12 protein-coding genes and 1 other RNA gene are annotated in these 12,787 nt (G+C 68.1%); 6 read left to right on the top strand and 7 right to left on the bottom strand.

Annotation, left to right across the window (positions count from 1 at the left end):
* Nucleotides 1-98: 98 nt before the first annotated feature.
* Nucleotides 99-3,392, bottom strand: coding sequence for an Ig-like domain-containing domain (locus IM760_RS16705; protein ID WP_204431388.1), 3,294 nt, complete (start codon nt 3,390-3,392; stop codon nt 99-101).
* Between the two features lie 251 nt (nt 3,393-3,643).
* A complete protein-coding gene (rpiA, locus tag IM760_RS16700) occupies nt 3,644-4,297 on the bottom strand; it encodes a ribose-5-phosphate isomerase RpiA (RefSeq protein ID WP_204431387.1) in 654 nt (217 codons plus the stop codon).
* 149 nt (nt 4,298-4,446) lie between these two features.
* On the opposite strand from rpiA, the gene ilvA reads away from it, so the two are divergent.
* Together ilvA and IM760_RS16690 are read left to right on the top strand one after the other, a co-directional pair.
* Nucleotides 4,447-5,964, top strand: coding sequence for a threonine ammonia-lyase, biosynthetic (ilvA, locus tag IM760_RS16695; RefSeq protein WP_204431386.1), 1,518 nt, complete (start codon nt 4,447-4,449; stop codon nt 5,962-5,964).
* 376 nt (nt 5,965-6,340) lie between these two features.
* A complete protein-coding gene (locus IM760_RS16690) occupies nt 6,341-6,490 on the top strand; it encodes a hypothetical protein (RefSeq protein WP_204431385.1) in 150 nt (49 codons plus the stop codon).
* Here IM760_RS16690 and IM760_RS16685 read toward each other — a convergent pair.
* The 4 genes from IM760_RS16685 to IM760_RS16670 all read right to left on the bottom strand — a co-directional run bounded on the left by IM760_RS16685 (nt 6,471) and on the right by IM760_RS16670 (nt 7,956).
* Entirely contained in the window at nt 6,471-6,989 is a 519-nt protein-coding gene (locus IM760_RS16685) for a 5-formyltetrahydrofolate cyclo-ligase (protein WP_338021411.1), read from the bottom strand. The two genes, IM760_RS16690 and IM760_RS16685, sit on opposite strands and share 20 nt — an antisense overlap.
* Before the next feature lie 213 nt (nt 6,990-7,202).
* Nucleotides 7,203-7,388: non-coding RNA, 6S RNA (ssrS, locus tag IM760_RS16680), on the bottom strand.
* A 35-nt stretch (nt 7,389-7,423) separates the two neighbouring features.
* Entirely contained in the window at nt 7,424-7,744 is a 321-nt protein-coding gene (locus IM760_RS16675) for a cell division protein ZapA (protein WP_204431383.1), read from the bottom strand.
* Nucleotides 7,741-7,956, bottom strand: a complete 216-nt coding sequence (locus IM760_RS16670; protein ID WP_161382493.1) for a TIGR02449 family protein — start codon at nt 7,954-7,956, stop codon at nt 7,741-7,743. Before IM760_RS16670 ends, IM760_RS16675 begins: the two co-directional genes overlap by 4 nt.
* A gap of 178 nt (nt 7,957-8,134) precedes the next feature.
* On the opposite strand from IM760_RS16670, the gene IM760_RS16665 reads away from it, so the two are divergent.
* Genes IM760_RS16665 through IM760_RS16650 form a run of 4 tightly spaced genes read left to right on the top strand, consistent with a single transcriptional unit; the run spans nt 8,135 to nt 12,529 of the window.
* Complete coding sequence (locus tag IM760_RS16665; protein WP_204431382.1) at nt 8,135-8,716, top strand: UPF0149 family protein; 582 nt, start codon at nt 8,135-8,137, stop codon at nt 8,714-8,716.
* Nucleotides 8,717-8,775: 59 nt separating this feature from the next.
* The gene (gene pepP / locus IM760_RS16660; protein WP_204431381.1) at nt 8,776-10,098 is read left to right on the top strand and encodes a Xaa-Pro aminopeptidase; all 1,323 of its coding nucleotides are present in this window, start codon (nt 8,776-8,778) and stop codon (nt 10,096-10,098) included.
* Nucleotides 10,095-11,264 (top strand): FAD-dependent monooxygenase, encoded by a 1,170-nt coding sequence (locus tag IM760_RS16655; RefSeq protein WP_338021410.1) that lies wholly within the window; start codon nt 10,095-10,097, stop codon nt 11,262-11,264. The genes pepP and IM760_RS16655 overlap by 4 nt, the downstream gene beginning before the upstream one ends.
* Before the next feature lie 20 nt (nt 11,265-11,284).
* Nucleotides 11,285-12,529, top strand: a complete 1,245-nt coding sequence (locus IM760_RS16650; protein WP_204431380.1) for a UbiH/UbiF/VisC/COQ6 family ubiquinone biosynthesis hydroxylase — start codon at nt 11,285-11,287, stop codon at nt 12,527-12,529.
* A gap of 21 nt (nt 12,530-12,550) precedes the next feature.
* On the opposite strand, the gene IM760_RS16645 is transcribed toward IM760_RS16650, so the two are convergent.
* Complete coding sequence (locus tag IM760_RS16645; RefSeq protein WP_204431379.1) at nt 12,551-12,784, bottom strand: formate dehydrogenase subunit delta; 234 nt, start codon at nt 12,782-12,784, stop codon at nt 12,551-12,553.
* Nucleotides 12,785-12,787: the final 3 nt, after the last annotated feature.

Genomic DNA, 12,787 nt, shown 5'->3' with positions numbered 1-12,787 from the left:
GAACCTCAAATGAGGTTCGCCCTGTGAGGCCGCCAACTGTGGGACAGCAGTGCCCCGCGGGGCCCCTTTTTTATGGCTTTCGATTGTTTCCGGTGACGCTACTTCTGGATCGACGTGCTCTGGTAGCTCAGGTTGATGCCGCCCACCGGAATGGTCAGATTCACCTTGCCGCCGGGCAGCACCTCCGCGGCGGTGATGTCCAGGGTCACGTCCTTGGCCTGCTGGTTTTCCAGGGCGATGAACAGCCGGCCATCGGGCAGGAAGTCCAGGGTCCCTTCCAGGGTGATCTGGTCGATGGGCAGGCTTTTCACGTTGTGGTCCAGGGTCGGCGGCAGGCTCAGGGCCGGCGCGTCGAACAGCAGGTCGAACTGGATCACGAAGCGCGGCGGGTCACCGGCGGCCGGGTTGTCGCCGGGCAGGATGTAGCCCACCGGAGCCCGGGTGCGGTTGCCGTTTTCGTCCGGCTCGTAACGCACGCGCATGATGTTGGGGCCGGTGGCCGTGGGCAGCGGAATCAGGCCCAGCTCGCCGAGCTGGCCGAGCACCGGATCTTCCAGGCCCAGCAGGTCGAGCACATCACCCAGGGTGTTGAGCACGCCGTCCAGTACCCCGCCCAGCAGCGGCAGATCGCTCAGCGAGGTGTCGCCGTTGGTGGTGTCCACTTCCACGCCGATGATGGCGGTGGTGTCCAGATTGGTGAGTGCCACCGTGGTCGGGTAGATGCGCACCGCCACGCCGCCCTGGCCACGGCTCAGTTCCGGCGGCAGGTCCGGCTCGTCCTCGTAGCCAAGGATGTCGGTGTTGAGGGCGCCGGCGATGTACAGCAGGCGCTGGGCGTTGCAGTCCTCCTGCTGCCCTTCGCCGTAGGGCGGCGCGCCGCCGAAGCCACAGCCGGTGTTGGCGGCCACGATCAGGCCGTCGCCGCTGTCGCCTTCCCGGGGCAGGATGCGGGTGGCGTTGGAAGGCGTGGGGGCGTCGTCGTCGGTGATCGGTGACTCGCCCTCGTCCACGGCGAAGTTGGCGTTCACGTCCACGCTGGGCAGGTTGCTCAGTTCCTGGAACACGTCCAGATTGGCCGCCGCGCCGCGGAACACGATGTCCATGTCCGGGCCGCCGGCGGTGCGGTCGCCGCCCAGCAGCAGGGCGGTCTGCAGGGGCAGGCCCGCTTCCGAGCAGAGGGCGTCGCCGGTGCAGCCGTTGCTCTCCGAGGCCAGGGTGTAGCGGTACAGGGCGCCCTCTTCCCAGGGCTGATCGGGCACGAAGCTGATGGCGCGCGGTTCGATCTGCAGCACGCCGGGCACGGTGCCCTGGCAGACGCCGCTCTGGTCGATGCGCTCCACGCGCACGCCGCCGCTGCCGCAGCTTTCGCCGAGGGTCAGGGTGGCCGGGTCCATGTTCTGCGAGAAGCGCACGCGGATCGGCCGGTTGGCGGGCATGGCGTCGATGGGCAGCCGGTCCAGCGCCACCTGCTCGCTGTCGGAACTGGAGGACAGGCACACGCCCTGGCTGCCCTGGCCGTTGAAGTCACCCAGGTTCAGTTCATCGCTGCTGGCGCACGGGAAGCCGGGGTAGACCACCATGGCGAAGGGCCCGCGCACCACGCTCTCGCCGTCCTCGGTTTCCACGTATTCCGGCAGGGAGAAGGTCAGGGTGTCGCCGCCGTTGATCCGGTCGATGGGCCGCAGGGCATTGCCGGCCAGGTCGGTGATGCCGGAGGTGGCGGTCACCGCGTATTGCACGCCGAAGTTCACCGGATCATCCGGGTGAATGATCAGGGCGTTGCCGTTCAGGCGCCAGGAGAACGGCTCGGGGGCGCCGCCCTTGGTGAGGCGCAGGGTGCCGTTCTCGGTGATGCTGAGCGGGTCCAGGGTTTCGTCGAACTGCAGCACGATGGGTTCACCGGGCACCATGCGGTCGGCGAAGTCACCGGGCTGCCAGGACAGGCGCAGCTGGCCGTTCTGGGTCACCGCCTGCAGTTGCGGGCCGGTGTTGTCCTGCTCCGGTTCCGGGGCGTTGACCTGGTCCTCGTAGGACTCCATGCGGAAGCTGAGCAGGCCGTGATGATCCTCGATGCCCAGTACCCGGGGCTCCACCACGGTGAGCGCGTCGGCGCGCAGCCGGCCGTCGCTGACGCTGGCCTGGCCGATCAGTTCCAGATGCACCAGATGCTGGGTAAAGGCGCCGTTGGCGCGGGCGTCGGCGGTGGTGGTGGCCACGTCCATGAACAGGCGCAGGTTGCGCGGCGCATTGACGTCAATGGAGTTGGGGTTGGGGAACAGATAGCCGGTGGCGTCGGTGATCATTTCCACGGTCACCGCGCCGGAGTCGAAGCCCACCGGCACCTGACCGCCGATGAACACTTCCAAGGCGTCACCCACCAATCGCGACCCGCGCGCCACGCGCAGCGGCGTGACCTGGGGGAAATTGGGCTGGAACGCCAGCTCGCCAAACACGTTACCGGTCTGCTTGGAGGCGGTCTGGTCCTGCAGCAGGGTGCCCTTCACCGGCACGCAGTTGATCGGCTCGCCGGTGAGCGGCGAGGTGCGCACGTTGTCGTCCAGGCAGCCCAGGCTCGGGTCCGCCGCCGGCACCTCGGTGACCAGCGTCGCCCGCTCGCCGGTGGGCGAGGCGGTGTTGAGCGGCCGCACTTCCCGCTGGAACGGCTCGATGGTTTCGTCGAAGCGGCTGCGCAGACCCTCCACGGTGAGCCGGTACGTGTCCCCCGGCGTCATGTCCTGCAGCGGGTCCACGGTCAGGGCGTTGCCCTTGGCGATCAGCAGCGCCGGCACCAGCTCGTCACCGCGCATCAGTTTGACGGTGTCGCCGTACACCGCGCTGTTCTCGTCCAGCGGATGGCTGGTGCGCAGCCGGAACGAGGAGAAGTCCACGGTCATGAACTGCTCGTCGTCCGGGAAAATGCTGGCTACCTCGAACGCCGGGCTTTCCTGCTGCAGCGTCACCGGGCCTTCCAGGGCCGGGCGGGTGGTGAATTCCAGCACGCCGTCATTGGGGAACACCACCTGGTCGCCGTTGAGCATCACGTCGCGCAGGGCCACCCCGTAATTGGTGATCGGCCGCAGGGCCTCGGTGGGCTGCAGCACCACCCCGCGCCCGTTGTCCACGGCGCGCAGGTCGAAGTCCACCGGATTGCCGTCGGCGTCGGTGAAGCGGAAGTTGGCCTTGGCGGCGTTCACCGGCGCGCCGAAGCGCAGCACCACCGGGGCGTTCGGCGCCACGTCTTCCTGCTGGTCCAGGGGGTAGGAGTAATACAGCGCTTGGCTGCTGGTGGGCGAGCGCGGCGTCAGTTCGCCGCCGCCGCCACCGCCGCCGCCACCACAGGCGGCCAGCGCCAGGGTGGCGCCAAGAGTGGCTATTGTCAGGGTAGGACGCATGAGAGCACCTCGTTATTGGACTTATCTCTGATTACTTCATATGCAATTCATAAAACAAAAGCGGTGGCCTTTGCCGTATGAAAAAGGTTGGAAACCGTACGCGGAAGCGGAGCAAGGTTGCGGAACGTTGCCACCGGGTAGCGCAACGTTACCGCACGGTAAAAGCGGGCGGGGGAACGCCCGGCGGGAAGTCGTGAAGGGTCAAGCCGCCCGGTCGCGGGCGGTCAAACCGGGCCCCTGCGGGCCCGTGATCAGTAGACGGAGACGCCGCCGCCTTCACCCACCAGCACCACGTCCGCCGGGCGGCGGGCGAACAGGCCGTTGGTGACCACGCCGGTGATGTTGTTGAGGGTGGTTTCCAGCTCGATGGGATTGAGAATATCCAGGTTGTGCACGTCCAGGATCAGGTTGCCGTTGTCGGTGACGAACCCTTCCCGATACTCCGGCCGGCCGCCCAGGGCCACCAGCTTGCGCGCCACGTGGGAGCGGGCCATGGGGATCACCTCCACCGGCAGCGGGAAGCGGCCCAGCCGCTGCACCTTCTTGGAGGCGTCGACGATGCAGACGAACTCCCGGGCCACCGCCGCCACGATTTTCTCGCGGGTGAGGGCACCACCGCCGCCCTTGATCATTTCCCGGTGTTCGTTGACCTCGTCGGCGCCGTCCACGTACACCGGCAGCCGGTCCACGTCGTTGAGCTCCAGTACCGGAATGCCGTGGCCGCGCAGCCGCTCGGCGGTGGCCTCGGAGCTGGCCACGGCGCCGCGAATACGGTCCTTGAGCGCGGCCAGGCCGTCGATGAAATGATTGGCGGTGGAGCCGGTGCCCACGCCCACCACCTCGCCCTCGGGCACGTAGCGCAGCGCCGCTTCGGCCACCAGTTTCTTGAGCGCGTCCTGATCCATGCGATCCATCCTCGTTGCGACGGCGGGATTATACGGGCCCGGGCGGTGCGGATACAGGCCGCCACGGGCGGTGGTCCGGTGGACGCTTGGCCGGGCCGGACCGTAAACTACGCCTTTGCGCTCGCGCCTTTTCCAGCTTCGGATGCCCCATGCTTGACCAATACGTGAAACGGATTCTCCAATCCCGCGTCTACGACGTGGCCCACGAAACCCCGATCCACGCCGCGCCGCTGATTTCCAAGCGCATCGGCAACCGGGTGTTGCTCAAGCGGGAGGATCTGCAGCCGGTGTTTTCGTTCAAGCTGCGCGGCGCCTACAACAAGCTGGCGGCGCTCACCGACGCCCAGCGCGAACGTGGGGTGATCTGCGCCTCCGCCGGCAACCACGCCCAGGGCCTGGCCCTGGCCGCCAGCGCCATGGGCGTGCGCGCGGTGATCGTGATGCCGCGCACCACCCCGGAGATCAAGGTGAAGTCGGTGCGCCAGCGCGGCGGCAAGGTGGTGCTGCACGGCGACGGCTTCGACGAAGCCCTGGCCCACGCCCGCAAGCTGGAAGAGAAGGAAGGCCTGACCTTCGTGCACCCCTACGACGACCCGGACGTGATCGCCGGCCAGGGCACCGTGGGCATGGAGATCCTGCGCCAGCAGAGCCGCGAGCTGGACGCCATCTTCATCCCGGTGGGCGGCGGCGGTCTGGCCGCCGGCGTGGCCGCCTACGTGAAGTACGTGCGCCCGGACGTGAAAATCATCGCCGTGGAACCGGAGGACGCCGCCTGTCTGAAGGCCGCTCTGGAGCGCAAGCGCCGGGTCACCCTGTCGGAGGTGGGGCTGTTCGCCGACGGCGTGGCGGTCAAGCAGATCGGCAAGGAAACCTACCGGGTGTTGAAGGACACCGTGGACGAGGTGATCACCGCCACCACCGATGAAATCTGCGCCGCCATCAAGGATTCCTTCGAGGACACCCGGGCGGTGTGCGAGCCCGCCGGTGCCCTGGCCCTGGCCGGCCTCAAGAACTGGGTGCACAAGCACGGGGTGGAGAACCAGACCCTGGTGGCGATCCAGTCCGGCGCCAACGTGAACTTCGACCGCCTGCGCCACATCTCCGAGCGCTCCGAAGTGGGCGAGCAGCGCGAGGCGATCCTGGCGGTGACGATTCCGGAAAAGCCCGGTGCCTACCGGAATTTCCTGCAGGTGGTGGGGCGCCGCAGCATCACCGAGTTCAACTACCGCTATGCCGGCGACCACGAGGCCAACATCTTCGTCGGCATCCAGATCCGCCCGGGTGGCACGGACCTTGCTCCTCTGCTGGAGGAACTGCGCGAGGCGGGCTACCCGGTGGTGGACATGACCGGCAACGAGATGGCCAAGCTGCACATCCGCCACATGGTGGGCGGCCACACCTCGCGCCAGGACCTGGACGAGATGCTGTTCCGGGTGGAGTTTCCGGAGCGCCCCGGCGCCCTGCTGAAATTCCTGATGTCCCTGGGCCAGAAGTGGAACATCAGCCTGTTCCACTATCGCAACCACGGGGCCGCCTATGGACGGGTGCTGGTGGGTTTCCAGGTGCCGTTCGGGGACCGGGGCAACCTGCGCAAGGACCTGAAAAAGGTGCCTTACCCCATGGTGGAAGAAAGCGACAACCCGGCCTATCGCCTGTTTTTGAACTAAAACGGGGCAGGGCGGGTCCCAAGCTTCCGGTGCCTTTTCAAGGATGAGACGATGCGCAGAAAGCTGCGTATGCGGGGCCGTGAAGCTGGTGAGTTGGCCGGTAGTTTTGTTAAGAAGCGTGAGCATTGCCCTGTAACTGCTTGACCTCAGGGGCTTTTGCTGTTGAATTTTGACCTACGTCTCATTGTGTTACGAAAAAAATGTCGTACCATCTCAAGACTTTCGCCCTTTTAGGGCACGGGGATACGGGAAACACCGCATCGGCGTCGCGGCGGCAGCCGGCCGGCGCCACACAAAGCGGGGTTCCGTTGAATACAGTACCGCGCCGCGGGACCGTTCCGGTCGCCGGCATCATCATTTGGGGATTCGCAGCGTAATGAAGAAAAAGCCCGACGCCCTCGTCGTTCTTGCTTTTGTTTTTGCTCTCGGGGTTCTGGTCAGCACGCTGACCCACGGCGGTAACGACGCCGATCTGGAACGGTTCGCCAATTCGGCGGGCGTGAAGGTCAGCGTCTCGAGTCCGTGACCACCTGATCCAGCGGCCGGTCCCACTCCGCGTCGTCGACACGGGGCAGCCGCTGGAACTCAAACGCCACACCGATCAACCGTGGACGCCGGGGCCGGCGCGCCAGGTCACTCAGTGCGCGGTCGTAAAAGCCGCCGCCCATGCCCAGCCGATGCCCCCGGTCATCGAATCCCACCAGCGGCACCAGCATCGCGTCCAGCGCCCAGGCGGCCCGGGCCCGCTCCCGCCGTGGCGGTTCGCCGATGCCGAAACGGTTGGCGCGCAACCGCCGCTCCCGCCGCCACAGCCGGAAATGCATCCGACCCCGGTGCACCCGGTCCAGCGCCGGCAGATACAGCCGCGCGCCCTGGAAGCGCGCCTGCGCCAGCGCCGGCAGCGGATCCAGCTCCCCGTCCCCGGCCAGATACAGCGCCACATGCCGGACCCGGCGCGGCCCCAGGGCCCGCCGCAGATTCTCCGCCAGCCGCCGCTGCGCCCGCCGCCGCTCGCCAGCGGGCACGGCACGGCGCCGCGCGCGAAGGGTTCGCCGCAGGGAGGCTCTTGAAGGGTTGGAGTGGCTCATGGGGAGGCGATCAGTGACGGGGCGGGCGCCCCTTTTTTCTTTCAACTTTCAACTTTTAACTTTCAACTCGAACTTCGAGGTGTTCTTGGCTGGCGCCGCCATCGCGGTCCAAGGACCGCTCCTACACGGGGCGGTTGCCCGAAATAAAGCGTGCCTCCCGAACCGCCGCTGCGGGTGTGGCCCTTGAACCGAAAGGTTCAAGGCGGAGACCTCAGGCTAATGCCCTCAGGCTTTCCGCTCGAAGGCGGACATGCGCACAGGCACGCCAATTCGATCCCCTTGGGGTAAAGCATCGGCTCAGGGACATAACCCGTCTGGCGCACGGTCCAGGAAGCACTTGGGAAGGAGTATAACAGGGAGGACGTGAACGGTCAGGGCTTGACAGACGTGGGTGTCTGGCTTTCCTCGAAGGCGCGGATTTCGTTTTCCAGCCGGCTCAGCAGCCCTTCCACCCGGGCATCGCTGTCCGCGTCGCTGTCCAGGTGCTCACGGGCTTCCAGCAGCTCATGACTCATGTTCAGCGCCGCCATGATGGCGATGCGCTCCAGCCCGATCACATTGGCCTGGCGCACCTCGCGCATCTGTTCGTCCAGATAGCGGGCGGCGCGCAGCAGGTTATCCTGCTCGCCGGGCGGGCAGGCCACGCGGTATTCCTTGTCCAGCAGATGAATCACCAGGGAGCTGCCGCTCATGAATCCTCCTGCTCCAGGGACCGAAGGCGCGTTATGATGGCCTCCACGCGGCTTTTCGCCAGATCGTTTTTCTTGATCAGCTGGGTGCGCTCGTCGAGCAGACGGGTCTCGCGTTCACGCAGCAGGCGATTCTCCTGACGCAAATGCGCCGAGATCCGCAACAGCTCGTCCACACGGGCTTCCAGTTGCCGGAGTTGTTGATCCGTCGTCATGGCAAATTGGTCGCTGTTCGCCTAATGTTACGCCCCTGGGTCAGCCCCCGATCCGGGCCCCGTTGACCGCCCATTGGCGGCTTTTTGTACTATAGGTGGGGCCCCTGTAAGGGTCAACGAAATTCCAAGGTGCGAGAGACACTTAGCGCCTTTTTGCAAAGAGTTACTGAAGAATCCGATGTCCGATCTGCCTGATTTTGAACGCCTCGCCCAGGCCGCCTCCGCCGCCGGTCTGGCCACCTCCCCCAGCGAACTGCACGGGGTCATCTGCGGGCTGCTCGCCACCGGCCACGGCCAGGAGGACGCCAGCCTGCTGGGCATCCTCTCCGCCCACGCGGAACAGCCCCAGGGCCTGGGCGCGGACCTGGGCGGCGACCTGATCCTGTGGCGCGACGCCGCCCGCGACGGGTTCGCCGGCACCGGCCTGGATCTGGTGCTGCTGCTGCCCGGCGATGAGGAAGAGCTGGGCCTGCGCGTGGCCGCTCTGGGCCAGTGGGCCGAGGGCTTTCTGGTGGGCTTCGGCACCGGCGCCGCCGGCATCAACGACAGCCAGCTGTCCCCCGGTGTCCAGGAAGCGCTCTCCGACCTGTCCGCGATCAGCCAGGTGAGCACCCCGGAGGAGGAGGATGAGGAGCAGGAACAGCTGCTGGAGCAGGTCACCGAGCACTGCCGGGTGTCGGCGCTGATGATCTACACCGACCTGGTGATGAAGCCGGCGTCCAAACCGGACGACGCTCACTCAAAACCCACCCGGCACTGAGCCGGGCCGCGCTGCGTTCAATCGCGCCACCGCCGCCCGCCACCGTTGAAAGGAGCCCCATGAGCATTCGCCCCGAGGAATTCCAGCAACGCCGCGCCGAACTGATGGCGCAGATGGAGCCCAACAGCATCGCCATCCTGGCCGCCGCCCCGGAACGCACCCGCAACCGGGACGTGGAGCACCCCTACCGTCAGGACAGCGACTTCTGGTACCTGAGCGGCTTCCCCGAACCGGAAGCGGTGATGGTGCTGCTGCCCGGCCGCGAGCACGGCGAATACGTGTTGTTCTGCCGCGAGCGCGACCGCGCCCGGGAAATCTGGGACGGTTACCGGGCCGGCCAGGAAGGCGCGGTGGCCGAGTACGGCGCCGACGACGCCTTCCCCATCAACGACATCGACGACATCCTGCCGGGGCTGGTGGAAGGCCGTAACCGGGTCTACTACGACCTGGGCCGCGACGCCGATTTCGACCGCCGCCTGATGGGCTGGGTCAACGCCATCCGCGAGCGGGTGCGCACCGGCGCCCAGCCCCCCGGCGAGTTCGTGGCACTCTCCCATCTGCTGCACGATATGCGGCTGTTCAAGAGCAAGGCGGAGGCGGACCTGATGCGCCGCGCCGGCCAAATCTCCGCCGGCGCCCATGTGCGCGCCATGAAGGCGGTGCGCCCGGGCCTGTACGAGTACCAGCTGGAAGCGGAATACCTGCACGAATTCATGCGCCACGGCGCCCGCAGCCCGGCCTACCCGAGCATCGTCGGCGGCGGCGCCAACGGCTGCGTGCTGCACTACATCGAAAACAGCGCCGAGCTGAAGGACGGCGACCTGGTGCTGGTCGACGCCGGCTGCGAGCTGGAAAACTACGCCTCGGACATCACCCGCACCTTCCCGGTGAACGGCACTTTCAGTGGCGAGCAGCGCGCCCTCTACGAGCTGGTGCTGCGCTCCCAGTACGCGGCCATCGCCGACACCCACCCGGGCCATCACTGGAACGTGCCCCACGAAACCGTGGTGCGCATCCTCACCGAGGGCCTGGTGGATCTCGGCCTGCTCAAGGGCAAGGTGGACGATCTGATCGAGGAAATGGCCTACCAGCGCTTCTACATGCACCGCACCGGCCACTGGCTGGGCCTGGACGTGCACGACGTGGGCGACTACCGGGTGGGCGGCGAATGGCGCCAGCTGGAACCGGGCATGACCCTGACCGTGGAACCGGGCCTCTACATCGCCCCGGACGACGACACCGTGGAGGAACGCTGGCGCGGCATCGGCATTCGCATCGAGGACGATGTGCTGGTCACGAAAGACGGGTGTGAGGTGCTCACCGGGGATGTGCCGAAGGACATCGATGATATCGAAGCGCTGATGCGCGAGGCGCGCGCGTGAACGGCGGCGCGCCGCTGATCATCGGCGGAGGCATGGCCGGGGCGGCGTTGGCGTTGTTGCTGCGTCACCACGGCACGCCGGCGGTGACGCTGGTGGAGAGCCATGCCATCGCCGCCGGCGAGCCGCCGGACACGCCCAGCTTCGACGCCCGCAGCACGGCGCTGTCCGCCGGCAGCCTGGCGACGCTGGCGCGGCTCGGGCTGCTGGAGGCGGTGCTGGAGCGGGCGGCGGGCATCGAGACCGTGCACGTGTCGCGGCGGGAGCGGCTGGGCATCACCCGGCTGCACGCCGGGGAGCACGCCCTGCCACGGCTGGGCGCGGTGGTCGAGAACCGCTGGTTCGGCCATGTGCTGCTGCGCGCGGTGGAAGCGGACGCGGCCATCACCCTGCGCGCGCCGGCCCGCGTCACCGGCATCCGCCGCCACGAACAGGGCTACACCGCCACCTTCGACGACGGCGCCACCCTGGACACGCCGCTGCTGATCGCCGCCGATGGCGCCCGCTCCCAGACCCGCGACTGGATGGGCATCACCGCCCGCCACGAGGACCTGGGCCAGGACGCCCTGATCGCCAATCTGGGGCTGGCGGAACCCCACGGCAACGTGGCCTTCGAGCGCTTTCTCGACGATGGCCCCCTGGCGCTGCTGCCGCTGCCAGACCAGCGCCAGGCGCTGGTCTGGACCGGCCCCCGGGACCAGGTGGACGCCTGGATGGCCCTGGACGACGACGCCTTCCTGGCCGCCCTGCGCCAGCGGGTGGGCGGCGCCTCGCCGCGGCTGGCCCGGGTGGGCGAGCGGCACCGCTACCCGCTGATTCTCACCGAGGCCTGCGGCCAGGCGGTGCCGTTCGGCGCGGTGGTGGGCAACGCCGCCCACACCCTGCACCCGGTGGCCGGCCAGGGCTTCAACCTCACCTTCCGGGATCTGGCCCTGCTCGCCGAACGGGTCGGCGGCCAGCCGGACCCGGGCCGCCTGGACCGGCTCTCCGCCTGGGCCGCCGAACGCCGCCGCGACCAGACCGACATCGGCCAGGCCTCCCGCTGGCTGCCGGAACTGTTCCGCGTGCGCCACCCGCTGTTTGCCCACACCCGCCAGCTCGGCCTGCTGGGGCTGGATCTGTTCCCTGCGGCTCGCAAAAGCTTCGCCCGCCGGGCCATGGGGCTATGAGAATGTCAGACGCACACGCCATGAAAGAACCCCCCCACACCGACATCCTGATCATCGGCGGCGGCATGGCCGGCGGGCTGCAGGCGCTGCTGCTGGCGGACCTGGGCTTCACCGTGCGGGTGCTGGACGGCGCCCCGGCGCCGGCCTGGCCGGAGGGGCCGGCGGCGGCGCGGGTGTCCACCCTGAGCGAGGCCAGCCATTGGCTGCTGCGGCACACCGGCGTGTGGGAGCGGTTGCGCCCGGAGCGGGTGCAGGGCTACACCTCCATGCGGGTGTGGGACCAGGACGGCACCGGCGAGGTGGCGTTCGACGCGGCGGACGCCGGCGCCGAGCATCTGGGCTGGCTGCTGGAAAACGACCATCTCACCGCCGCCCTTTATGACGCCGCCCGGGAACGGGACGCGCTGGATTGGCAATGCGACCGGGCGGCCACCGCCCTCGAGCGGCAGGGCCGCCGCTGGCGGGTGGAGGCCGGCGGTGAGACCTTTACCGCCGACCTGCTGATCGGCGCCGACGGCGCCCGCTCCCGGGTCCGCGACAAGGCCGGCATTCCCGACGGCCTGCGCGACACCGGCCACCAGGCCATCGTCTGCACCATCGAGACCGAACGGCCCCACGGCGCCTGTGCCCGTCAGGTGTTCATGGATTCCGGGCCGCTGGCGTTGCTGCCGCTGTTCCCTGAACAGAGCGGCGGAGACGGCCACCAGTGCTCCATCGTCTGGTCCGCCTGGCCACACCGGGTGGAACAACTGATGGCCCTGGACGACGACGCCTTCGGCGTGGCGCTCTCACAGGCCAGCGGCCAGGCCCTGGGCACGGCCCGGCCGGTGAGCCGGCGGTTCGTGTTTCCGATCCAGGAGCGCCACGCCAGCAGCTATGTGGCGGCGGGGCTGGCACTGATCGGTGACGCCGCCCACGTGGTGCATCCGCTGGCCGGGCAGGGCATCAACCTGGGCCTGCTGGACGCGGCGGTGCTGGCGGAGGAACTGGGACGGGCCCGGGAAGCGGGCGTGGCGGTGGACCACCCGGCGGTGCTGGCGCGCTACGAACGCCGCCGCCGCGCCGACAACCTGCTGATGCAGAACGCCATGCGCGGCTTCAAGCTGCTGTTCGAACGGCGGGAACTGCCGGTGCGCTGGCTGCGCAACAGCGGTCTGAACCTGGTCAACCGGCTGGCGCCGGCCCGGCAGGCGTTCATGCACCGGGCCCTGGGTCGCGCCGGCGATTTGCCCCGCACCGCCCAGCCGATGCATCTACGGTCGTAAATGCGACTGTAGGAGCGGCTTTCACCCGGCGGCGCGCACTTCCCTCAGCTTCTCCACCGCTTGCCGCGAAATCGGCGTCAGGTCCTCGCCGCCGTCGTCCGCATAGGCGAGGATCTGCGCCTTCATGCTGCGCGCCCAGAACTTCTGCAGGTGCGTGGCCACCTTCTCGGCGGCCTGTTCGTCGGTGGCGCCGTGCATATTGGCGCTGATCTGATTGACCATCTTCACCAGTTGCTCGAGACCCTGTCCGCTCATCGC

This window comes from Alloalcanivorax marinus (assembly GCF_016906305.1).
Lineage (GTDB): Bacteria > Pseudomonadota > Gammaproteobacteria > Pseudomonadales > Alcanivoracaceae > Alloalcanivorax > Alloalcanivorax marinus.
This window is presented reverse-complemented; position numbering and strand designations above follow the sequence as displayed.